Here is a 21,134-nt window from a genome sequence, read left to right on the forward strand (position 1 = left end):
TAGTCGTAGATCGAGCGGGTGATGTAGGACTCGCAGAAGGCCGCCCAGCCGCCGCCCGAGCCGACGCAGACCTTCGCCTGGTACCACGGGTAGTAGATGCGGTAATGCACGGCGGTGTTGCCCGAGCCGTTGGTGTCGCAGTAGTCGATCGCCGCCGCTTCGGAGGGCTGGATCCGGACGCAGACGTTGCGGCCGTCGTAGCGGGAGTCGTTGACGGCGATGTCCCATTGCTGGCCCGAGATCCACTGGACGTGCGCGGAGCCGTAGGTCGCCGCGCCGTCCTTGATGACCTTCACGCCGTAGTCGGGCGTGGACGGCGTCGCCGCGGCGGGGGCGGCCGGGGCGAGCAGCAGGCCGGCCATGGTGGCCAGGGCGGCCGCGAGCCAGGTGAGCTTCTTCATGGGGGTGTCCTCTCGGCAGGGGGTCAGGCGGAACAGGCGGGGGTGTGCCACTCGGCGTACAGGCGGATGCCGGAGATGGTCGGGCCGCCGGCGGCCAGCTTGATGGAAGCGCGGGCGCCGGCCCGGAAGTAGACGCACGCGGAGTCGAGCCAGCCGTGGCCGCCCTGGTCGTAGGCGAGCCAGCGGCCGTACGGGCACGGGTAGTAGGAGGACTCGCTGAGGCTGCCGCAGCTGTCGTTGAACCCGTGCGTCTCCAGGGTCCACGTCGACTGGGTCGGCCCGCGCCGGTACATGTCCGCGCCGACGACGATGCCGTCGCACTGCCTGTTGCCGTGCGGGGCGCTGGCCTGCTGGCAGAACGCCTCCGCCTTCGCCAGGAGGGTGCGCTTGCCGCTGGCCAGCGTCACCCAGGAGACATCGGCGCACAAGCCGGCGCGGACATCGCCGTAGACGGTCGACGGGTTGCCGCACACATGGGCGAATTCGGTGTCCGCGCGGGCCGGGGATGCGACCGCGACGGACACCAGGATGGACATGAGAGCGGCCGCGGCCGCGGCCAGCAGCCGGCGAGTGACTTGCACGGCGTCTCCTCCTCGGTGGTCGGTTACCTGCACCGACCGTCGCGAGGGCAGCTGTCCCGGGCAAGATCTATCTGTCTCCCGGACCAGCCGGGGGACAGTTGATCACCGTGCGGGCCGTCGTGCCTCAGCGGGCGGAGCCGCCCGCCAGCTCCGCCAGCATCGGGCCCAGCCGCCGGGCCGCGTCCGGGTCGGCGTGCGTCAGCTCCGCGGTGACCAGGGCGAGCGTCGCGTCGAGGGCGCGGCGCAGCTCGGGCTCGGTGAGGTCGCGGACCAGCGTGGCGGCGAGGGACTCGTGCAGCTCCGGCGGGAGGAGGTGGGCCCCTTTGGCGTACGCGGACGGCAGCCCGAGCCGCACGCAGGCGAGCGTGATCACGTGGTCGCGCATCGCGCTGATCCAGTGCTCGGCCTGCCACCGGTGGCCGCGGCCGAGCCTGATCCAGGCATGCAGGGCGTGATGCCAGAGCAGGCCGGTGAGGTGGGCCGGGTCCGGGGCGGGCCACGGGTCGAGGGTCCGCGCCCGGCCGACGAGGGTGCGCCACCGGTGCCCACGCGCCCCGAACTCGTCCTCGGGCGCGAAGGTCAGGTCGACCTCGAGCCAGCCTCGCAGCAGGAACACGCGGACCACGCCGGCGCCGACGGTCAGGTCCCAGTGGTGCCGGACATCGAACTCGGCGGCGAGCCACCGGGTCCATGCGTCGGTGACGGCCGCCACGTCGTCGCGTACGGACAGGACCAGGTCCGTGTCCGACCAGCGGTCGCCGCCGCCGGTGGCCAGCGACCCGGTCCAGGCCGCGCCGGTGATCGCGGGATCCGCCTCGGCGCGCGCGAGCAGGCGTGCCCGGAGCCGGTCGCGTTCCTCGGCCGTGAACATGGTGTCGCCCCTCTATCGTCGTGGCGTGCGGATCAAGGAACGGGGCCTGGCGCTCCTCGCCGTCGTCGCCGTCCTGGTCGTGGCCCTGGGCATCCGGGTGGCGTCGCACACCAGCGTGCTCGACAGCTCCGGCGCCCTCGCCCAATATTCCGGCACGGCCCTGTACGCGGCGATGGTCTACGCCGGAGTGTTCGTCCTGTCTCCCGGCCGGCGTCCGCCGGCCGCCGGCGCCCTGGCGCTCGCCTTCTGCTGGGCCGTCGAGTTCTTCCAGCTCACGGGCGTGCCGGCCGAGTTGTCGGCGCGCAGCGTGCTGGCCCGGCTGGCGCTGGGTGTGGCCTTCGACGCGGGCGATCTGCTCTGGTACGCGGCCGGCATCGTGCCCCCCGTGCTCCTGCACGCAGCTGTGCGGAGACGTCTCCGTCAGCTCAGGGCGCGTCCTGCGAGCCAGTCGAGCAGCACGGCGGCGAGCTGATCGGGTGCCTCCTCGGCCATGTGGTGACCCGAGTCGATCTCGCGGGCGGTGACGTCGGCCGCCCAGGTGCGCCAGATGGCGGCCGGGTCGTCGTACAGATCCCGCAGGTCGTCGCGGGCCGACCAGCAGAACAGGACCGGGCAGCCGATGCGCCGCCCGGCCGCCCGGTCTGCATCGTCGGCCGCGCGGTCGGCTCCCAGCCCCGCGCGGTAGTCCTCGCACATCGCGTGGACCGTGCGCGGATCGTGGATCGCCGCGCGGAAGTCGGCGAAGGCCTCGGCGCCCATGTGCTCGTCGGTGGCGCGGTACCAGGCGTCCGGGTCGGCGTTGATCACCCGTTCCGCGGGCTTGGCGGTCTGGCCGAGGAAGAACCAGTGCCACCACGCGGCGGCGAACCGGGCGTCGGCGAGCCGGAGCGCGTCACCGATCGGCACCGCGTCGAGCACCCCCAGACGGGTGACGTGCCGTGCGTGATCGAGGGCGGTGCGCTGGGCCACGTACGCGCCGCGGTCGTGCCCGACCACGGCGAAGCGCTCGTGGCCCAGCGAGCGCATCAGCGCCACCATGTCCCGCGCCATCGCCCGCTTCGAGTAGGGCTCGTGGCCGGCGGTCGTGTCCGGCTTGGACGACTGGCCGTAGCCGCGCAGGTCGGGACAGACCACCGTGTGCCGCGCCGCCAGCAGGGGAGCGACGCGATGCCAGGTCACATGGGTACGCGGATGGCCGTGCAGCAACAGCACCGGCGAGCCCGAACCGCCGTGGCGCACCCGCAGCGTGGCCTCCCCGACGTCGCGGTGCTCCAGGATGAAACCGTCGAACATGCCGTCCCCGTTCTCCGCACGGGGCAGCGCCAACCGTGCCCGTCCGGTAGACCTGTGCAGATGACCGCACCCACCGCGACGCTCGTCGCGCCCTTCAGCGAGCCCGGCGCCCCCGCACTGCCGTGGAGCGAGGCCGAGCGGGTGCTGACGGCGGCGGAGATGTTCTGGCTGTCGACAGTACGCCGGGACGGGCGCCCGCACGTCGCCCCGCTGCCCGCCATGTGGCTGCGCGGCCGTGCCTACTTCTGCACCGGCGCGCGGGAGCAGAAGGCGATCAACCTGGCCGCCGAGCCCCGCTGCGTGCTCACCACGGGGACGAACACCTACCGCGCCGGCGTCGACGTGGTGCTGGAGGGCTCGGCGGCGCCGGAGCCGGACATGACCGTGCTGCGCGAGCTGACGGGCCTGTGGCGTACCCGATTGGACTGGGTCTTCGAGGCCCGTGACGGCAAGTTCGTCGATCCCGAGCACGGCAACGAGGCGGTCGTCTACGGCCTGCGCCCGGTCAAGGTCCTGGCGTTCACCAAGGGGCCGTACTCGCAGACGCGCTACACGTTCTGAGCCAGCGCCTTCGTGCACAGCACGTCGGGCATCGGCAGATAGCCCCGCGCCCGCCAGAACGCGAGCCCGGCCTCGTTGTCGGGCAGGACCAGCAGGTTGACGCGCGGGCAGCCGATCGCCCGGAAACGGTCCTCCAGCTCGTCCACCAGCGCGGCGGCGATGCCCTGCCGCCGGTGCCCGGGATGCACCGCCAGGCGCAGGATCCAGCCGCGCCGGCCGTCCCAGGTGCCCATGACCACGCCCACCACGGCGCCGTCCCGCTCGGCCACGACGGAGAGCCCGGGGACGCGGGTGAGCTCCGCGCGGGGCACGACCTCGCGGCCCGCCGCCTCCCACACCGCCACCACGGCGTCGTAGTCGGACGCCACGAACTGCCGGATGCCGATCATGGGCTCAATAGTTGCGGATGCCGATCCGATCGCGCCAGCAGGCGTTGGTGAGCTTCGCCCGGTACGTGCCGTACAGCCCGGTCACCACCTGCCGGGTGTCGCCGGACCCGGAGGCCACGACCCGCTTGCTGGCAACGTCCCACAGCCGCCACGGGCTGTCGTCGCAGACCCGCGTCCAGATGGTGATCCGATGCGCGCGGGTGACCTTGACCTCGCCGGTCGTGCAGGTGCGCGTGAACGGCGGATACAGATAGGGCGCCCGGCACATCGACTCGTTCGCCTGCCGGCCCCCGTCCGCGGACGCCGGGGCCGCACCCCCGAGCACCACCACGACGGCCGTCACCGCCGCCGCCAATGCACACTGCACTCTCATGCGATCCGAGCGTAAGCGACCGCCCGCCCCCGCCACGCCACCGCGCGACCGACATCCCCGCGCCGGGTGAACCTGCCTCCACGGGAGTGTCCGCGATCCCGGCAGGCATGATCGCTACTGGCGGGTAACATGGGGGCATGGCGGACAGCGATGGTCAGCGGTTGCAAGAGGTGCTCGACGGGCGCTGGGCCCACGTGCGGCGGGCGGCGCGGGAGCAGCTCGGCGGGTCACACTTCGTCACCGTGCAGGGCGAGAGCCTCGAGCAGGCCCGCGAGCGGATCACCCGGTTGCTGCGGGAGCTGCCCACCGACCCCGGCGTCGCCGCCGGCTTCCCCTCCGAGTACGGCGGGAGCTCCGACCCGGGCGCGTCGGTCGTCTCGGCCGAGATGCTGGCGCACATCGACCTCTCGCTGATGGTGAAGGCGGGCGTGCAGTGGGGCCTGTTCGGCGGGGCCGTGACGGCGCTGGGCACCGAGCGGCACCACGCGGCGTACCTGCGGCGGATCCTCGACGCGGAGCTGCTCGGCTGCTTCGCGATGACCGAGACCGGTCACGGGTCCGACGTGCAGCAGCTGCGCACGACCTGCGTCTACGACCCCGAGACCGAGACGTTCGACCTGCACACGCCGCACGAGGCCGCGCGCAAGGACTACATCGGCAACGCGGCCAGGGACGGGCGCATGGCCGTGGTCTTCGCGCAATTGATCACCCAGGGCAAGCGGTACGGCGTCCACGCCTGGCTGGTCCCGATCCGCGACGAGGACGGCACGCCGCTGCCGGGCGTCACGATCGGCGACGACGGGCACAAGGCCGGGCTGCTCGGGGTCGACAACGGGCGGCTCAGCTTCACGCACGTGCGCGTCCCGCGGGAGGTGCTGCTCGACCGGTACGGGCAGGTGGCGCCCGACGGCACGTACACCAGCTCGATCGCCAACGACACCCGGCGCTTCTTCACGATGCTCGGCACCCTGGTCCGCGGCCGGGTCGTGGTCGGCGGGTCGGCGTCCAGCGCGGCCAAGAGCGCCCTGACGATCGCCGTGCGCTACGGCGAGGCACGGCGGCAGTTCACCGCGCCGGGACAGGACCGCGAGGTGGTGCTCAACGACTATCTGGCGCATCAGCGGGCGCTGCTCGTGCCGCTCGCGACGACGTACGCGCTGCACTTCGCCCAGGAGGAGCTGGTCACGGCGCTGCACGAGGTGCAGACCTCCGACTCTCCTCCCGAGGACCATCGCCAGCGCGAGCTCGAGTCGCGGGCGGCCGGGCTCAAGGCGGCGCAGACGTGGCATGCCACCCGTACCATCCAGGCCTGTCGCGAAGCCTGCGGCGGAGCGGGCTATCTCGCCGAGAACAGGCTGCCCGGGCTGAAGGCGGACACCGACGTCTTCACCACCTTCGAGGGCGACAACACCGTCCTGCTGCAGCTGGTGGCCAAGGGGCTGCTCACCGGCTACCGCGACGCGTTCGGCTCGCTCGACGGCTGGGGGCGGGCCACCTTCGTCGCGGAGCAGGTCCGGTCCCTGGTCCTGGAGCGCACGGCCGCCCGGGCCCTCATCCAGCGCCTGGTCAGCGCCGTGCCCGGCCGCGACGAGGACGTCGCGCTGACCGACCGCGGCTGGCACGTCCGGATGTTCGAGGACCGGGAGAAGCACCTGCTCGAGGGCGCCATCCGGCGGCTGCGCAAGGGGTCGGGGTTCGCGGCCTTCAACGACGTGCAGGACCACGTGCTCAAGGCGGCCTCGGCCCACATCGACCGGGTCGTGCTGGAGGCCTTCGTCGCGGCCGTCGACCGGGCGCCCGGCGTGCCGCTGCTCAGCAAGGTCTGCGACCTGTACGCCCTCAGCGTCATCGAGGCCGACAAGGGCTGGTTCCTGGAGCACCAGCGCCTCACCCCGGCCCGCTCCAAGGCCGTCACCGCCAAGGTCAACGACCTGCTCCAGCAGCTCCGGCCGCACCTGCGCACGCTGGTCGACGGCTTCGGCATCCCGGACGAGTGGCTCGACGCGGCGATCCTGCGCGAGGAGGCCGCCCGCCAGGACGTGATGGCCGCCCACGACGCCCCCGGGGCCGCCGCGACGGCGACGAACCTGGAGGTCGCTCCCGCTTAGGGTCTGTCCCCGCACCCGCCGGGCCTGTCCCCGCCGCCGCCCTGGCCGGCCTGCATCCGGGCTCGTGCCGATGCCCGGCTGGGCGTCGGCGGGTTGTGCACGTGGCCGGTGAAGAATGCGTGAACACCGGCGACAGGAGTTTGTGACAAGTCGTTGATATGCGACCGTGGTGGTCAACTTTTCGTCGGCCCGGGGAGATCGCATTGGCGCGGCGCGTGTTCGTGCATGTCGGGGCGCCCAAGACCGGGAGCACCTTCGTGCAGAACGTGCTGTGGCGCAACCGGGAGGCGCTGGCGCGTACGGGGATGTTGCTGCCGGGCAGCGCGACGGCGCAGGACCAGGCCATGACCGACCTGCGCGAGGTGCCGTGGCGGGACCCGGCCGCGACCTGGACGTGGGACCGGCTCGCCGGGGAGGCCCGGGAGTGGCCCGGCGAGGTGATCGTCAGCAACGAGGCGCTGGGCGGGGCGACGCCCGCGCAGGCGGCCCGGGCCGTGGCGAGCTTCGCGCCGGCCGAGGTGCACGTGGTCGTGGCGGGGCGGGACCTGTGGCGCACCTTCCCGTCGTTCTGGCAGCAGAGTGTGCGGTCGCGGCAGTCGTGGCGGTTCGAGACGTTCGTCGGGATGGTCGAGCGGGGCGAGTTCGAGACGTTCTGGGAGATGCACACGCCCGTACGGATGCTGCGCAAGTGGGGTGACCTCGTCCCGCCGGAGCAGCGTCACCTCGTCACGGTGCCGCCGGCGGGCACGGCGCCGGGCGTGCTGTGGCGCCGGTTCGCCGGGGTGTTCGGGATCGCCGACGGCGTGTGCGAGCTGCCGCCGCCCACCGCCAACGAGTCGCTGGGCTCCGCGCAGGTCGAGGTGCTGCGCCGGGTGAACCAGGCGCTGGGCGACCGCTACCCGCACCGGGCGCCGTACCAGAAGGTGGTCCAGAAGCACCTGGTCAACGCGGTCCTGCGCCGGCAGGACGACCAGACCCGCTTCGGGGTCGGCGTGGACCGCACCGGCTGGGTGCTCGACCTGGCCGAGGAGCAGATCAAAGAGCTCGACGAGTACGCCTGTCAGGTCGCGGGCGACCTGGAGGAGCTGCGCCCCGCCGGCGTCGCCCCGCTGCCCACGCCCGACGAGCTGAGCCAGGAGCAGGTGCTCGACGCCGCCGTCGAGACGATCATCGGGTTGCTGGGCCACGCCGACGCGTTGAGCCAGCCGCAGCCGGCCGCCCTGTCGACCCGGGTCAAAAACAAGGTGAAGCGGGCGCTGCGTCCCCGGTAGCCTCCTTGCGGAGGTGGTTGTATGCCCACGTCGGTCACGTCTTCGAAGCTCTTGTTCCCTTCTCGTGACGTGAGGATCTTCCGGCATGGAGCTAGACCGTAGTTTCGTCATCCGCGAGCGCGACCACCGCATCCACGACCCGTTCACCCCGGAGAAGTTCGCCGTGCTCGGCGAGGCCATCCGGCTGCGCCCGGGCATGACCGTGCTCGACCTGGCGTGCGGCAGCGGCGAGATGTTGTACCAGTGGAGCCGCGACCACGGCGTCACCGGCACCGGCGTCGACATCAGCACGCCGTTCCTGACCGCCGCCCGGCGCCGGGCGCCCGAGCTGAGCTTCGTGCACGCCGACGCGAGCACCTACGTGGCGGACACCCCGGTCGACGTCGCCGCGTGCATCGGCGCGACCTGGATCGGCGGCGGCGTCGAGGGCACCGTCGCCCTGCTCGAGCGCAGCCTGCGCCCGGGCGGCCTGCTGCTGATCGGCGAGCCGTTCTGGCGGTCGCAGCCGCCGGCGGAGGCCCCGCAGCTGGGCGAGTTCGAGGATCTGCCCGGCCTCGTGGCGCTGTTCGGCCGGATCGGCTGGGACCTGGTCGAGATGGTGCTGGCCGACGAGGACAGCTGGGACAGGTACGTGGCCGCCCAGTGGATGACCGTCCGCACCTGGCTCGACGAGAACCCGCACGACGAGCTGGCGCCGCAGTTCCGCGCCGAGCTCGACACGGCGCCGCTCGACTACGTCCGCTACCAGCGGCCGTACCTGGGCTGGGGTGTCTTCGCCCTGAAGCGGCGCTGAGCCTGCCGCACCTTCCGTGCCCACCTCCCGGAGCCCTACCGTGGGCTCTGGGAGGCGGGTGGCAGGCCTCAGCCGCGGCCGAGCACCCGGTCGGCGAGGCGGGGGTCGTGGGTGCTCGCGTAGCGGGTCCGGGAGGGCAGCAGGCGCTGGGCGAAGTCGCGGGCGGCCGTGCGCAGCGGCGTGCTCGCCAGGGCCGGGGCGAGCAGCTGCCAGCTGCCGCGCACCGCGACCTGATCGGAGCCGCCGGCGGCGTAGGGGGACGGCTGCACCTCGAGGCCGGGCAGGTCGAAGCCCGCCGGGGTGGCCTCGAGCACGCTCCGCGACACGAACACCTGCGCCTCGAGGGACGCCCCGGGCACCGGCTGGAACACGGCGAAGGTCTCCTGCCCGGCCATCGACAGCGTCGAGTAGCGGGCGGGATCGGGCAGGCAGCTCAGCGCCCAGTGGCGGCGCTCGGTGGCCAGGGCGTCGGCGACGGCGGCGGTCAGGTAGAGGCGGTTGGCGGCCACGACCTGCGGGAAGTGCGGGTTGTGGGCGAGCTCCGCGAAGCGGTCGCGTTCCTCGACTGCGATGGCCAGGGTCACGGTCGCTCCTTCGCCGGGTGACGGTCCGGCGTTCCCATCGGCGGCGCAGCCCGATTCTTACCCATTCCGAGCCGCGGAATCGCGTGGCCTTCGTCGGCCGTGGGCGTGCGCCCCAGCTGCGCGCGGGATCGCAGGGCTGCGCAATCGCGGTCGCGGAAACGCGCGGCCGCGGGATGGGACGGCCGCAATCGCTCGGCCGCACCGTCGCTCGGCCGCGCCGTCGCTCGGTCGCGGAAACGCGCGGCCGCGGGATCGCAGGAGCCGTCAGGTCCGCAGGTAGGAGGCGCCGTTCAGGTCGAGGACCGTGCCGGACGACCACAGGGCCTCGGGCGAGCTGAGGTACAGCACCGCCGCCGCGACCTCCTCCGGCGTGCCCACCCGGCCGAATGGGCTCTGCGCCAGTACCGCGTCGCCGCCGGGGCCGGCCAGCTTCTCGTTCTGCCGCTCGGTGCCGATGAAGCCCGGCGCCACCGACGTGACGGAGATGCGGTGCGGGGCGAGCGCCACGGCCATCGACTGGCCGAAGGCGTGCAACCCCGCCTTGGCCGCCCCGTACGCCGGGAAGTCCGGCTCACCCCGGAAGGCGCCCCGCGACCCGACGTTGACGATGCTGCCGGGTGCGCCGCGCTCGATGAGGTGCCGGGCGACGCACCACGTGAGGTTGGCCGCACCGAGCAGGTCGACGTCGAGCATGCGGCGCCAGATCCGCTGCCATTCCTCGTAGCCGACCTCGGCGACGCGGTGCAGCGTGTCGTCGCCGGGCGCCACGGCGGCGTTGTTGACGAGCACGTCGACGCCGCCGAGCGCCTCGACCGCGGTCGCCACGATGCCGGCGGCCGCGCCCGGGTCGCCGACGTCGCCGCCGACCAGGGTGTGGCCGGCGCCGGCGAGCCGGGACAGGGTCTCCTCGGCGTCCGCCCGGGCGCTGGCGTAGTGCACGGCCACCTGGTCCCCGCGCGCGGCGAAGGCGACGGCGACGGCCCGCCCGATGCCCCGGGAGGCGCCGGTGACCAGCACGCGGCTCATCGCAGGAGGGTCCGGATGCTCTTGGCCAGGTGCACGGACGCGTCGATCTCCGCCTTGCGGATGGACACGCTCTCGACGTTGAAGCCGAACGGCATGCCCAGGCGGCGGCAGAAGCCGGCCAGGTCCTGCGCGTTGACCAGGCACTGGTCCAGCGACTCGGTCAGCGGGTCGGGGGAGTGGCGCAGCGAGTTCTCCAGCCAGCGGGGCACGTCGACGCCCAGCCAGTGCAGGAACGACAGCGTCTTCATCGAGCCGCACACCGACAGCGTGAACACGACCCGGCGCGGGCTGATGCCCCGCTCGGCGCACGCGTAGTAGTAGTCGGAGAGCAGGCTCTTGGTGGCGTCGACGTCGTACACGATCTGGGTGATGAAGAACGACGTGCCGCGCTCCTGCTTCGCGATCATGCGCAGGTGCTCGTCGCCCCGGCGGGAGTAGCGCTCGGTGATGGCGACGCTGCCCAGGGAGAGCTCCGGGCGTACGCGATCGCGCAGCTCCTGCGCCTCGGCCAGGCGCGTCCGCACGGGCTTGGCGGCCGACGACGCGCCGACGAAGACGCTCATGACCCGGTCGCTGTCGACGCTGCTCAGCCACTGCGACAGGTGCCCGGGCTCGTACTTGCCGACGCACCGGTAGATGACCGCCGGACGCTGCCACGCGGACAGGTGCTCGGCGTAGAAGACGGCGGGGTCCATGGTCGGCAGGTAGGGGAACGGCCGCTGCTCCGGGTTGCGGTCGCCCTCGTCGTCGATGTCGTAGAGCACCAGCCCGTCGAGCTCCAGCCCCTCGAGCCGGCTCAGCGTCACCTCGGCGATCCGCGCGGCCTCCTCCGCCGAGACGCTCTCGCGCGGCGGCGTCAGCCCGAGCAGCAGCGCCTCACCCTCCGCGGACGCCAGCACCTTGACCACATCATCTCCTTCAGCCACGCCACGACCTTACCGAGCGGCCGGGCCCGTACTGTCGGTGCCGTTGCCCCCACTCCCCAGGAGGTGCCGTGCCGACGTTCCCGGTGCTGATGCACACCGCGATCGACACCACCGACGCCCGCGCGCTGGCCGAGTTCTACCGCGAGCTGCTCGGCGTGCACTACCGGCCCGGCGACGAGCCCCCGGCCGCCGCGGACTGGCTCGTGCTGGTCGACGGGCAGGGGCGGCGGGTGCTGGCGTTTCAGCAGGTTCCCGAGCTGGAGCGGGCGACGATGGCCACCAAACAGCTGCACCTCGACCTGCGGGTGCCCGGCATCGACGAGCTGGAGCGCCAGCGGCGCCGGGCGGAGGAGCTGGGCGCGACCGTGCTCACCGACCGGACCGGCGACGAGGAGGAACCGCTCTACGTGCTGGCCGACCCGGCCGGTCACCCGTTCTGCATCCTGGTCGGCGACGAGTAGGCCACCACGAACAGCCGGTCCGGGGTGCGCCGGCCGACGCCCGGGCCGAGCTCGGCGACGCGCAGTCCGGCCGCGGCGAGCCGCTCGGTGAGCTCCGTCACCGGCCACGGGCGCATCCGGAACTCGTAGGGCACGTCACCGTAGCGCTCGGCGACGTGCAGCAGGCCGTCCCGCCACGTGGTGCGGCTGGTGAAGGTGAGCGCCCCGGCCGTACGCGTGTGCTCGGTGCCGTCCGCACGCCGCCGCGCCGCGCCCTCCTCGCGTACGTCGAGGAAGAGCGCCCCGCCCGGCCGCAGCGCCGCCGCGAGCGCGCCGACGGCCGCCGCGCGCTCGGCGTCGGTGATCATGTCGTTGAGCACGCCCCGGCAGGTCACCGCGTCAAAACCGGCCAGCCTAGCGGAGCACAGATCGACCAGATGGGTACGCGCCCCCGGGCACCGCCGCGCCGCCTGTGCCAGCAGCGCGGGCGACGCGTCCGCCAGCTCCACCCGATGCCCCAGCGCCGCGAAGGCCGCCGCGTGCCGGCCCGTCCCGCACCCGGCGTCGAGCAGACGGGCCCGCGGCGACACTCTGCTGTGGACGGCCGCCACCCAGGACTCGACGGAATCGGTGACCAGCTCGTCGTACGCGTCCGCGTGCCGCCGGTAGAACGGCCGCTCGTTGCTGACTCGCGCCGACGCGGATGTCACACCCCGAGTCTAAGGTGGCGATGTGGACCTTTCCTTTCGCGTCGCGGGCGACCCCGAGGCGCCGCCCCTGGTGCTGCTGCACGGCCTCGGCGACGCGGCGAGCGACTGGGCGCTGGTGCAGGCTGCCCTGGCGAAGACCTTCCTGACGTACGCGGTGGATCTGCGCGGCCACGGCGACAGCCCGCACCCGGCGGATTATTCGTTCGAGCTGATGCGCGACGACGTCATGGCCTTCCTGGCGCGCCGGGGCATCGAGCGCTGCGTGCTGGTCGGCCACTCGATGGGCGGCACCGTGGCGATCCTGGTCGCCGAGGCGGCCCCGCAGCTGGTCACCCGCCTCGTGCTGGAGGACGTGACGGCGCCCCGCCCGGGCGCCCTGCCCCGGCCCCCGCTCCCGCCGCCGGCCGAGCCGACCCCCTTCGACTTCGCCGCGGTCAACGCCATCCGGGCCCAGATCAACGACCCCGACCCGGCCTGGTGGGACGACATGGCGACCATCAAGGTCCCCACCCTGGTCATCGGCGGCGCGACGAGCACGATCCCGCAGCACCTGCTGGCCGAGACGGTGGCCCGCATGCCCGACGCGCGCCTGGTCACCCTCGACGCCGGCCATCACGTCCACCGCGACCGGCCGGAGGAGTTCCTTGCGGCGCTCGGCGAGTTCCTGACAGTGTCAGCTTGACGCCCGGCCGTCCCGGCGCGCTCGCAGGTGAGAAGCCCCGGCCTCGCGGCGTGCCCGCGGGCGAGATGCCCTGGCCTCGCGCGGCGTGCCCGCGGGCGAGGAGCGTGACGGCGAGCAGCGCGGCGGCGACGATCAGGGCGGCCGCGCCGGAGATCGTGGCGTAGGCGTGGCCGGACGCGGCGCCCGAGGATCCGTGCACCGCCACGCCCAGGGCGCCGAGCAGGGCGATGCCCAGCGCGCCGCCGAGTTCGGCGCTGCTCTCGGCGACCGCGCCCGCCACGCCCGCTTGCGAGGCCGGAGCGTGCGTGACGACGATGTCGGTGGACAGCGTGTAGACGGGGGCGAGCCCCAGGCCGAACACCGCCGAGCCGAGCACGATCGCTGCCAGGTCCGGGACGACGTCCGTCACGATCAGCGTCACGAGGGCACATCCGGCGGCTGCCACGGCCAGTGACACCCGGATGGCGCGCAACTGCGGGACCAGCCTCGGGGCGAGGAGGGTGCCCGCGAAGTAGGCGACGACGGACGGGACGGTCCAGAGGGCCGCTCGCAGGGGATCCAGGCCGAGGGCCGTCTGGAGATGCTGCGCCTGCGCCACCTGGGTGCCGTAGAGGGCGAAGAAGATCACCGCGCTGCTGATCAGCGCGATCCGGACGGGGCGGCCCCGGAGGAGGGCCGGGTCGATCATGGGGCGGGGCAGGCGGCGCTGGCGGCGTACGAAAGCAGTGCCCAGCAGGACCCCCGCCACGATCGCGCCGCCCGCCTGCGGCAACCCGCCACCCGCCGCCGCGTGTTTGACGCCGTACACGGTGAGCAGCACGGCCGCCAGGCTCTGCGCGGCGCCGAGGAGATCGAAGCCGGGCGGGTGCGGATCGCGGATCTCGGGCAGCAGCCGCGGCCCCACGAGGAGCAGCAGCAGCGTGGCGGGCACGGCGATCAGGAACACCGCACCCCACCAGAAGCGGGTCAGCAGCACGCCACCGATCAATGGTCCGAGCAGGCCGCCGAGGGAGAAGCTGGCGGTCCATGCCCCGAGCGCCGTCGTGCGCTGCCGTCCGTCGGGGAACAGGCCGCGGATGAGGGCGAGCGTCGAGGGCATGAGCGAGGCTCCGGCCAGCCCCATCAGCACCCGGGCGAGGATCAACTGACCGGGGGTACGCGCGCAGGCCGCCCCCAGCGATGCGCAAGTGAACAGGGCGGCTCCGGCGAGCAACAGCCGGCGCCTGCCGATCCGGTCGCCGAGCGCGCCCATCGCGAGCAGCGCCCCGGCCACCAGGAACACGTAGCCGTCGGCGATCCACAGCAGCTCGGCGCCGCTCGGGCGCAGGTCGGCCGTGATCGCGGGGAGGGCCAGGTTGAGCACGTTGCCGTCCATCGAGACGAGGAAGCAGGGCAGCACGAGCACGGCCAGCCCGGTCCATGCCCTGGTCTCTGTAACGCGAAGCTCCATTTCAGCACGTTACCGCAACGTGTAGGGAGGGTTCAATGCGTTACGCTGGGGCAGTGGACGTCGGTGTGCAGCCCGTGGCCGAGCTGGTCGCGCTCGTCAACGACTGGGGCACGCTGCCCCGGGAAGTGGGCGCTCGGGCGGCCCCGGCGCGCCTCGGCCTCGGTCCCGGCCCTGGTCCCGTCGCCGTCGCCGACCGCCTGCATGCCGTCTTCGCCGCCCCGGACGACGCCGAGCGGGCCCGGCTGATCAGCGACATGCTCGCCGAGACCCGCGTACGGCCCGTTGCCGGCGCCGCGGCGTGGGCGGTGGACGATCCGGCGTCCGCCCTGCTCGCCTCGGCCGCCCTCGCCCTGCGCGAGCAGCTGGCAGCCGACCCCGGCCGCCTCGGCGTGTGCGCGGACGACCGATGCGCCGACGTCTACGTCGACGTCTCGCCCGGCGGGCACCGCCGCTTCTGCTCGACGACCTGCCAGACCCGCTCGCGGGTGGCCGCCTTCCGCAGGCGCCGGCGCGAGTCGTGAGCCCCGGCGTCATCGGCCAGGCGGCGGGCCTCTCCGCCGTTACGAACTTCTCTGCACCAGGAACTGGTAGCTCAAGGTGAGTTCGCCTCGTTTCCCTGGTGGGAGAAGGGGACGTTTCGTATGGAGGAGCTGCGAGAGCGGCTGATGAATGGCCGAACCGATCTGCCGCGGGTCGGATCGGTCGAGCCAGGCCGAGGCACCTTGCCGCCGTACGTGGTGGTCGATGAGTCGGGCGCCGAGCTGGAGCCGGTGACGCGGTACCTGCGGGATCTCGCGTTGAGCGACATGAGTCCGTTGACGTGTCGCGGTTACGGCTTCGACCTGCTGCGCTGGTTCCGGGTGCTGTGGGCGCTCGATGTGGTTTGGGAGCAGTCGACGCAGTCCGAGGCTGACGTCATGGTCGGCTGGATGCGGACGGCTGTGAATCCGCAGCGGGAACGGCGACGATCCGGGGGCACGCCGGCGGGGATGCTGAATCTGCGGACGGGCAAGCCCGCGTTGGCGGCCGGGTACGCGCCGCGGACGATCAACCACGCGCTCAGTGCGGTGCACGGTTTCTACTCCTTCCATGGTCATCTCGGTCGTGGCCCGGTCGTGAATCCGGTACCGAGTTCCCGGCAGCGGCGCCGCGCGCTGGGGCATCGCAGTCCGGTCGAGGCGCGGGCTGTCTTCCGCCGAGCTCGGCTGCGGCAGCGGGTCGCCGATGTTGCTCCGCGAGCGCTGACGGACGCGCGGTGGGATGAGCTGTTCGCGGTGATGACCTGCGATCGAGATCGGGCGGTGCTGCTGTGTTATGTCTCGAGCGGGGCGCGGGCCAACGAGTTGCTCGGCGCCCAGCTCGGTGACGTCGACTGGGGCGGGCTGAAGATCTATGTCGTGTCGAAGGGCACCCGGCTGCGCCAGGCGCTCCCGGCGAGCCCGGAGGCGTTTCTCTATCTCGCGCGGTATCTCGACGCTGACGGGATGCCGGCGGTCGACGACCGGCGGCCCCCCGAGGCACGGGCCGCCGCCGAGCGGCCGACCCGTGGATCCCGCTTCGCCGTCAACCGGATCGATCCGAAACCGGGCGTGGCGAAGGTCGCCCCACGGCCGTTCGGCGAGCTGTCGCGCGCCCCGCTCTCCAGGATCGTCGACATCGCCGGCACGGGCTTGGGGTCCCAGCTGGACTCGCCGAGGCAGAAGCGGCGCTGGGCATACGTCGAGTGCTGTGGCATACCGGGGTCCGCGTCGAGGAACTGGTCGAACTGACCACCTGAGCGTGCGGCAGTACCAGCGCGCCAACGGCGAAGTGATCGCGCTGCTGGTCATCGCGCCGTCGAAGACCAACCGGGAACGCGTCATCCCCATGTCGGCCGAGCTGTTCCACATCATCGCCGTACTCATCCGGCGCCTGACCACGCACGGGCCCGTCCTGGCGCTGCCGCGCTACGACGGGCACGAACGGCAGTGGACAGCCCCGCTGCCGCACCTGTTCCGGCGCCGCAACGGCAGGCTGCGCATGGTTGTCAGCACCGGCACGGTCCTCAACACGATCCGCCGCCGCTGCGAGATCATAGGCGAAATCGACCCGGCTTTCCGCGGGCTGCATTTCACCTCGCACGACTTCCGCCGGCTGTTCGCCACCGGCCTGATCAACAACGGCCTGCCGATCCACATCGGCGCCGCGCTGCTCCGCCACCTCAATCTGCAGGTCACCCGGGACTATGTCGCTGTGTTAGACGACGATGTCACCCGCCACTACCAGGCGTTCCTCGCCCGCCGACGCCAGCGGCGGCCAGCGGAGGGATATCGGCCGGCGACCGACGACAGCTGAGCCGACGACCCGCCGGACCTCAGCTCCTACGTGTGAGGGTCTGCTCCGTAAAGCGTGACGGGCTGGCTCATCCGGCCGGTCTGAGCTGCCCAGCGCACCGCGACAGGCACGGCGAGACCGGTCAGCAGGAACATCATTCCTAGGGCGTACCAGCCGGGTGTGCCCCAGGTGATGCACAGGCCGATCAGCAAGCCCGGCCCGACGGTCTCGGCGAGTCCCGCACCCAGGCCGAAGACACCCAGGTACTGGCCGGTGGCATGCTCGGGCGCGAGCGCGAACGACACCTCGAAACCGGCCGCGGCATGCCACAGTTCGCCGATCGTGTGGACGACGACGGCAGCGATCAGCAGCATCGCGGCCGCCCACCCGGGCAGGTAGGCGCTGAGTGGCAACACTGCCGCCGCGATCAGGAACGCCGCACCGGCCCGCCGGTAGGCGCGGCCGCCGGCGGCGGGGGAGTCGATGCCGCGGCTGGCGCGTACTTGGAAGAGCACCACGATGAGGGTGGCGGTGACCATGGTCGCCGAGATGATCCCGTGCGGGGCATCGGTTCGCTGCACCACCCACAACGGCAGGGCGACGGTGAGCACCTTGAACTGGATCGCCATCAGCCCGTCGAGACCGGTGAGTAACAGGTAGGGCCAATCCCGCAGAGCGGACCAGCGCGGTCCGGCCGCCACCGGTGTGGGATCGACGGCGGGCAGCAGCAGTATGAAGACTGCGGACGCCACGGTGAACAGCGTCATTCCCACGACCATAAGGTGGTACGCCGTAGAGGTCCCGACCTGCACAGCCCAACCGGCGAACACCGCGCCGACCGAGACACCGACATTGGTGATCGACCGTAGGAAGGCACGGAACTCCTGCGGCCGCTCGCCGCCGTACGCCCGGATCAGCGGACTGCGGGCGGCGGTTCCCGCCGACTTCGCCGCAGTCGCGACCGCTACCACGATCACGAACGGCCAGAACCGGTCGGCGAGCACGAACGCCGCTGTCGCCGCCGACTGAACCAGCAGCATGCCCGTGTAGACGCCGCGGGCGCCGAGCCGGTCGGCGAGATACCCGCCCCCGACGCTGAGCCCGAGAGCGACCGCGCCAGCGATCGCGAACCCGGCACCGACCTGAGCGACGGGCAGATGCATCGCCTCGGTGAAGTAGAGGACCCCGGCGGTCAGGTAGAGGCCGCTGCCGAGGGTGAAGACAAGGTTGGACGCGGCCAGCAGGCGTTGTGGCCCGGTTGCTGGGATCAAACGCACGTGCGCCCCCAATCGACTGGTCTCCGGGACACGGAAAGGCGCTCCAGCAGCTGGATCATCGCGGGCTGGAACGCCTTCACCGTCTGAGGCTGGCGGGTCACGGCCACGTAACACTCCCGCCTCCAGGTCATGATTCTGTAGTTGCAAAAATATTGCAATAGAGAATCCTAGGCAGCATGGCGATATATATGCTTCCCGACATGCCCTACGAGTTCGGCGCCCTCGAACCGGCCATGTCCGGCCAGATCCTGGAGCTGCACCACAGCAAGCACCACGCCGCGTACGTCAAGGGCAGCAACGACACCCTCGACCAACTCGCCGAGGCCCGCGACAAGGGCGACTACTCCGCGCTGGTCGGTCTGGAGAAGACCCTGGCGTTCACCCACTCCGGGCACGTCCTGCACTCGATCTTCTGGAACAATCTGCGCCCCGGCGCCAGCGCCGACCGCCCCGACGGCGACCTCAAGGCCGCGATCATCGAGCATTTCGGCTCGTTCGAAGCGTTCGCGGCCCAGCTATCCACCGCCACCAAGGGCGTGCAGGGCTCCGGCTGGGGCGTCCTCGCATGGGAGCCGCTGTCGCAGCGCCGGATCGTCGAACAGGTCTATGACCACCACGGCAACGTCGGCCAGGGCTCCACGCCCGTCCTGGTCTTCGACGCCTGGGAACACGCCTACTACCTGCAGTACAAGAACGTCCGCCCGGACTACGTCGACCGCCTCTGGAGCCTGGTCAACTGGGCCGACGTGACCAAACGGTTCAACGCTGCCCGCGCCGCTGGCAACCCGATCATCCTCGCCCCGTGACCGGCGCCGGCCCGGAGCACGACGACAACGCGGGGTCCGGCACTCCCGTGAACGCGGACCCCGGGCCGGTCTTCCGCGGCTCCCAGCAAGCCGCAGGCGTCGTGGCCGCCAAACACCGTGGCGACTTCGCCGGCGCCGAGCAACTTCTCGAAGCGATGGGCGACCCGCGCGCCCAAGCCCGCGGTTTCTGCCTGCTCGCCGAACTGCCCCTTGCATTGGTGCGCGCTCAGACCGGCCAGAGCATGGACGAGCTGATTCAAGAACTGAGTCTGCTCATGGCCGATGCTGCCATCACCGGACCGCAGTGAGCCAAGACTGAGCAGTTCGCGGATCCGCTTGCCATGCTTACTGCAGTCAACTGTGCATCCACGACATCCTGATCCTGGCTTTGTTCTTCGCCCGCAGCGGGGCCCGCGGCGGCGGGCGGGGTGGCGCGTGGCGGCGGATCCTGGCCGGCCAGTACCTCGGCTTCGCGGGCATCCTCGCCGTTGCCGGGGCCGGCGGCACGGCCGTCTACGCGATCGTCTTCCTCGCCCTGGTCGCCGTGTGGGTGGCGGCGGGCCGCTTCTTCGCCACCCGCCCCGCGATCGCCCGGCTGCTCAGCCGCTGGGGCCACATCGTCCTGCCCGTCGTCCTCATCGGCATCGGGCTCCTCATCCTCCTCGACGGCCTGGTCACGTGAGGAGCGCGCGCAGCTCCCCGAGCGCGGTGTCCAGCTCCGCCCCGGCTCGCCCGAAGTCGTCGCGCCCGTAGCAGCTCACCAGCGCTTTCTCCCAGGCCAGCAGCATGACCGCGGAGTGCATCCGGGCCGTGGGCGAGTCCGCGGGCAGGCCGAGGCGCTCGGCGAGGGCCTCGGCCAGCGTGGCGGTCCACAGGTCCTGCTGCTGCAGGTGGCGCCGTCGCAAAGCTGGCTCGGACCGGTTGAGCCGCATCACCGTGGCCATGGTCGCGGGCTCGGCGGCGACCGCCGTGACGGCCGGCTCGAACGCCGCCCGCAGGGCTTCCAGCGGCGTCTCCCGCTCGGGGCGGCGGCGCAGCTCCTCGGCGATCGTCGGGCCGAGGGCCTCGATCGGCTGTAAGACCGCGTCCTCCTTGGTCGGGAAGTAGCGGAAGAACGTGCGCTCGGACACCCCCACGGCGGCCGCGATCGCCGCGGCGGTGGTGGCGGCGAAGCCCACCTCCTCGATCGAGCGCATGGCGGCGGCCGTGAGATCGGCGCGTATCGCTTCGCGCATCCGCGCCCGGACGCCCTTCGGTGCCTCTTCCACGGACGCCAGCCTAGCGGTACAGTCGGTCACTGTCATTCTGTCATCCACTGACACAAAGTCAGTTACTGAAGGTTTGGTAGGTCATGACCGAGAAGATCACCATCGGCGAGTTCACCGTCACCGTGCTGACCGACGGCTCGTCGCACCTGCCGCCGTCGGCCTATCCCGGTGCCGACTTCGGCCGGTTCCCCGGGCTGCTCGACGACACCGGGACGTACCGGATCCGGCTCGGGGCCCACCTGGTCCAGGGCCCCGCCGGCACCTTTCTGGTCGACGCCGGGGCGGGGGAGCTGACCCTGCCGTTCCCACCCGAGCTGGCCGAGGCGAACGCCCTCAGTAACCCGCCGCAGCACCTGGCCAAGGCCGGTGACCTGCCCGCGGCACTCGCCGCCGCCGGGGTGGCGCCGGAGGAGATCACCCGGATCTTCGTCACGCACCTGCACCTCGACCATGTCGGGTGGCTGCCGCACTTCCCGGACGCGACCGTCCACTACGGCGCCGGCGACTGGCCGCTGCTGGTCGACGCGGCGCCCGCGGACGACCCCACGCGGGTGATCATGCAGGCGGCGGAGAAGGCGGGCGTGCTGCGCCCGTACGAGCCGGGGGAGCACGAGGTGGTGCCCGGCGTCACCGTCCTGCCCGTGCCGGGGCACACGCCCGGGCACGTCGTGATCGCGCTGAGCTCCGGGAGCGAGCAGCTGTGGTTCACCGGGGATCTCATCGAGCTGCCCGGTCAGCTGACCGACCGGGACATCCACTTCATGACCGACGTCGACCGGTCCCAGGCCGCCGCGGCGCGCGCCCGCCTCTTCGCCCGTGCCAAGGCCGAGGGCATCGTCATCGCCGCGGCGCACCTGAGCGACCCGTCGTTCCGGCGCATCACGCCGGCCGACACGTGGGCGGACGCGACGCGCAGCTGAGCGAGCCGATGAGGTGGCCGCAGCGGCAGGGTCGGCTGAGCGACCCGGTGAAGCGGGCGCGGCGGCAGGGTCGGCTGAGCGTGCCGGTGAG

Annotated in this window: 27 protein-coding genes; 14 read left to right on the plus strand and 13 right to left on the minus strand. The window is 72.3% G+C overall.

Translation table 11 applies throughout. From position 1 onward, the window contains the following. The 3 genes from RBH18_RS30205 to RBH18_RS30215 all read right to left on the minus strand — a co-directional run. A partial coding sequence (locus RBH18_RS30205) for a hypothetical protein (RefSeq protein WP_306213852.1) occupies nt 1-401 on the minus strand: 401 nt, incomplete at its 3' end. 23 nt (nt 402-424) lie between these two features. Next, entirely contained in the window at nt 425-982 is a 558-nt protein-coding gene (locus RBH18_RS30210; RefSeq protein ID WP_306213853.1) for a hypothetical protein, read from the minus strand. A gap of 124 nt (nt 983-1,106) precedes the next feature. Continuing rightward, nucleotides 1,107-1,853, minus strand: coding sequence for a hypothetical protein (locus RBH18_RS30215; protein WP_306213854.1), 747 nt, complete (start codon nt 1,851-1,853; stop codon nt 1,107-1,109). A 25-nt stretch (nt 1,854-1,878) separates the two neighbouring features. Between RBH18_RS30215 and RBH18_RS30220 the strand changes: the two genes are divergently transcribed. Then, nucleotides 1,879-2,325 carry a ribosomal maturation YjgA family protein gene (locus tag RBH18_RS30220; protein ID WP_306213855.1) on the plus strand — a complete coding sequence of 149 codons (447 nt, stop codon included), beginning with the start codon at nt 1,879-1,881 and terminating at the stop codon, nt 2,323-2,325. Here the strand turns inward: RBH18_RS30220 and RBH18_RS30225 are convergent. Next, nucleotides 2,274-3,146, minus strand: coding sequence for an alpha/beta fold hydrolase (locus RBH18_RS30225; RefSeq protein ID WP_306213856.1), 873 nt, complete (start codon nt 3,144-3,146; stop codon nt 2,274-2,276). The genes RBH18_RS30220 and RBH18_RS30225 overlap by 52 nt on opposite strands. Nucleotides 3,147-3,206: 60 nt before the next feature. On the opposite strand from RBH18_RS30225, the gene RBH18_RS30230 reads away from it, so the two are divergent. Beyond that, the gene (locus RBH18_RS30230; RefSeq protein WP_306213857.1) at nt 3,207-3,707 is read left to right on the plus strand and encodes a pyridoxamine 5'-phosphate oxidase family protein; all 501 of its coding nucleotides are present in this window, start codon (nt 3,207-3,209) and stop codon (nt 3,705-3,707) included. On the opposite strand, the gene RBH18_RS30235 is transcribed toward RBH18_RS30230, so the two are convergent. Together RBH18_RS30235 and RBH18_RS30240 are read right to left on the minus strand one after the other, a co-directional pair. After that, entirely contained in the window at nt 3,695-4,096 is a 402-nt protein-coding gene (locus RBH18_RS30235; RefSeq protein WP_306213858.1) for a GNAT family N-acetyltransferase, read from the minus strand. The two genes, RBH18_RS30230 and RBH18_RS30235, sit on opposite strands and share 13 nt — an antisense overlap. Nucleotides 4,097-4,100: 4 nt before the next feature. Next, a complete protein-coding gene (locus RBH18_RS30240) occupies nt 4,101-4,469 on the minus strand; it encodes a hypothetical protein (protein ID WP_306213859.1) in 369 nt (122 codons plus the stop codon). A gap of 137 nt (nt 4,470-4,606) precedes the next feature. Between RBH18_RS30240 and RBH18_RS30245 the strand changes: the two genes are divergently transcribed. From RBH18_RS30245 to RBH18_RS30255, 3 genes are all read left to right on the plus strand, one after another. Next, a complete protein-coding gene (locus tag RBH18_RS30245) occupies nt 4,607-6,577 on the plus strand; it encodes an acyl-CoA dehydrogenase family protein (RefSeq protein WP_306213860.1) in 1,971 nt (656 codons plus the stop codon). Between the two features lie 203 nt (nt 6,578-6,780). After that, on the plus strand, nt 6,781-7,848 hold the full coding sequence (locus tag RBH18_RS30250; protein ID WP_306213861.1) for a hypothetical protein: 1,068 nt from the start codon (nt 6,781-6,783) through the stop codon (nt 7,846-7,848). Nucleotides 7,849-7,933: 85 nt separating this feature from the next. Beyond that, nucleotides 7,934-8,641 carry an SAM-dependent methyltransferase gene (locus RBH18_RS30255; RefSeq protein WP_306213862.1) on the plus strand — a complete coding sequence of 236 codons (708 nt, stop codon included), beginning with the start codon at nt 7,934-7,936 and terminating at the stop codon, nt 8,639-8,641. A 68-nt stretch (nt 8,642-8,709) separates the two neighbouring features. Here RBH18_RS30255 and RBH18_RS30260 read toward each other — a convergent pair whose 3' ends face one another. The 3 genes from RBH18_RS30260 to RBH18_RS30270 form a co-directional block, all read right to left on the minus strand. Beyond that, nucleotides 8,710-9,225 (minus strand): hypothetical protein, encoded by a 516-nt coding sequence (locus RBH18_RS30260; RefSeq protein ID WP_306213863.1) that lies wholly within the window; start codon nt 9,223-9,225, stop codon nt 8,710-8,712. Nucleotides 9,226-9,489: 264 nt separating this feature from the next. Continuing rightward, a complete protein-coding gene (locus tag RBH18_RS30265) occupies nt 9,490-10,251 on the minus strand; it encodes an SDR family NAD(P)-dependent oxidoreductase (RefSeq protein ID WP_306213864.1) in 762 nt (253 codons plus the stop codon). Next, nucleotides 10,248-11,177, minus strand: coding sequence for a 5,10-methylenetetrahydrofolate reductase (locus RBH18_RS30270; RefSeq protein WP_306213865.1), 930 nt, complete (start codon nt 11,175-11,177; stop codon nt 10,248-10,250). The genes RBH18_RS30265 and RBH18_RS30270 overlap by 4 nt, the downstream gene beginning before the upstream one ends. Before the next feature lie 68 nt (nt 11,178-11,245). Here RBH18_RS30270 and RBH18_RS30275 point away from each other — a divergent pair, with 68 nt between their 5' ends. Continuing rightward, complete coding sequence (locus RBH18_RS30275; RefSeq protein ID WP_306213866.1) at nt 11,246-11,638, plus strand: VOC family protein; 393 nt, start codon at nt 11,246-11,248, stop codon at nt 11,636-11,638. Here the strand turns inward: RBH18_RS30275 and RBH18_RS30280 are convergent. Further along, a complete protein-coding gene (locus RBH18_RS30280; protein WP_306213867.1) occupies nt 11,605-12,327 on the minus strand; it encodes a class I SAM-dependent methyltransferase in 723 nt (240 codons plus the stop codon). The two genes, RBH18_RS30275 and RBH18_RS30280, sit on opposite strands and share 34 nt — an antisense overlap. Nucleotides 12,328-12,349: 22 nt before the next feature. On the opposite strand from RBH18_RS30280, the gene RBH18_RS30285 reads away from it, so the two are divergent. Continuing rightward, nucleotides 12,350-13,009: an alpha/beta fold hydrolase gene (locus RBH18_RS30285; protein ID WP_306213868.1), complete on the plus strand. Its 660-nt coding sequence runs from the start codon at nt 12,350-12,352 to the stop codon at nt 13,007-13,009. Here RBH18_RS30285 and RBH18_RS30290 read toward each other — a convergent pair. Continuing rightward, complete coding sequence (locus RBH18_RS30290; protein ID WP_306213869.1) at nt 12,921-14,459, minus strand: MFS transporter; 1,539 nt, start codon at nt 14,457-14,459, stop codon at nt 12,921-12,923. The genes RBH18_RS30285 and RBH18_RS30290 overlap by 89 nt on opposite strands. A 53-nt stretch (nt 14,460-14,512) precedes the next feature. On the opposite strand from RBH18_RS30290, the gene RBH18_RS30295 reads away from it, so the two are divergent. The 3 genes from RBH18_RS30295 to RBH18_RS30305 all read left to right on the plus strand — a co-directional run bounded on the left by RBH18_RS30295 (nt 14,513) and on the right by RBH18_RS30305 (nt 16,793). Beyond that, nucleotides 14,513-14,980: a CGNR zinc finger domain-containing protein gene (locus RBH18_RS30295; protein ID WP_306213870.1), complete on the plus strand. Its 468-nt coding sequence runs from the start codon at nt 14,513-14,515 to the stop codon at nt 14,978-14,980. 120 nt (nt 14,981-15,100) lie between these two features. Further along, nucleotides 15,101-16,228, plus strand: coding sequence for a site-specific integrase (locus RBH18_RS30300; RefSeq protein ID WP_306213871.1), 1,128 nt, complete (start codon nt 15,101-15,103; stop codon nt 16,226-16,228). A gap of 40 nt (nt 16,229-16,268) precedes the next feature. After that, on the plus strand, nt 16,269-16,793 hold the full coding sequence (locus RBH18_RS30305; protein ID WP_306213872.1) for a tyrosine-type recombinase/integrase: 525 nt from the start codon (nt 16,269-16,271) through the stop codon (nt 16,791-16,793). A gap of 26 nt (nt 16,794-16,819) precedes the next feature. Here the strand turns inward: RBH18_RS30305 and RBH18_RS30310 are convergent, their stop codons facing one another. Further along, a complete protein-coding gene (locus RBH18_RS30310; RefSeq protein ID WP_306213873.1) occupies nt 16,820-18,061 on the minus strand; it encodes an MFS transporter in 1,242 nt (413 codons plus the stop codon). A gap of 176 nt (nt 18,062-18,237) precedes the next feature. Here RBH18_RS30310 and RBH18_RS30315 point away from each other — a divergent pair, with 176 nt between their 5' ends. The 3 genes from RBH18_RS30315 (at nt 18,238) to RBH18_RS30325 (ending at nt 19,537) form a co-directional block, all read left to right on the plus strand. Continuing rightward, nucleotides 18,238-18,855: a superoxide dismutase gene (locus RBH18_RS30315; protein WP_456237643.1), complete on the plus strand. Its 618-nt coding sequence runs from the start codon at nt 18,238-18,240 to the stop codon at nt 18,853-18,855. Beyond that, complete coding sequence (locus RBH18_RS30320) at nt 18,852-19,163, plus strand: superoxide dismutase (RefSeq protein ID WP_306213875.1); 312 nt, start codon at nt 18,852-18,854, stop codon at nt 19,161-19,163. The genes RBH18_RS30315 and RBH18_RS30320 overlap by 4 nt, the downstream gene beginning before the upstream one ends. An 80-nt stretch (nt 19,164-19,243) precedes the next feature. Continuing rightward, nucleotides 19,244-19,537, plus strand: a complete 294-nt coding sequence (locus RBH18_RS30325) for a hypothetical protein (RefSeq protein WP_372339014.1) — start codon at nt 19,244-19,246, stop codon at nt 19,535-19,537. Here the strand turns inward: RBH18_RS30325 and RBH18_RS30330 are convergent. Beyond that, the gene (locus tag RBH18_RS30330) at nt 19,530-20,123 is read right to left on the minus strand and encodes a TetR family transcriptional regulator (RefSeq protein WP_306213876.1); all 594 of its coding nucleotides are present in this window, start codon (nt 20,121-20,123) and stop codon (nt 19,530-19,532) included. The genes RBH18_RS30325 and RBH18_RS30330 overlap by 8 nt on opposite strands. Nucleotides 20,124-20,206: 83 nt before the next feature. Here RBH18_RS30330 and RBH18_RS30335 point away from each other — a divergent pair, with 83 nt between their 5' ends. Then, nucleotides 20,207-21,043 (plus strand): MBL fold metallo-hydrolase, encoded by an 837-nt coding sequence (locus RBH18_RS30335; protein WP_306213877.1) that lies wholly within the window; start codon nt 20,207-20,209, stop codon nt 21,041-21,043. Nucleotides 21,044-21,134: the final 91 nt, after the last annotated feature.

Source organism: Actinoplanes oryzae (genome assembly GCF_030757795.1).
Lineage (GTDB): Bacteria > Actinomycetota > Actinomycetes > Mycobacteriales > Micromonosporaceae > Actinoplanes.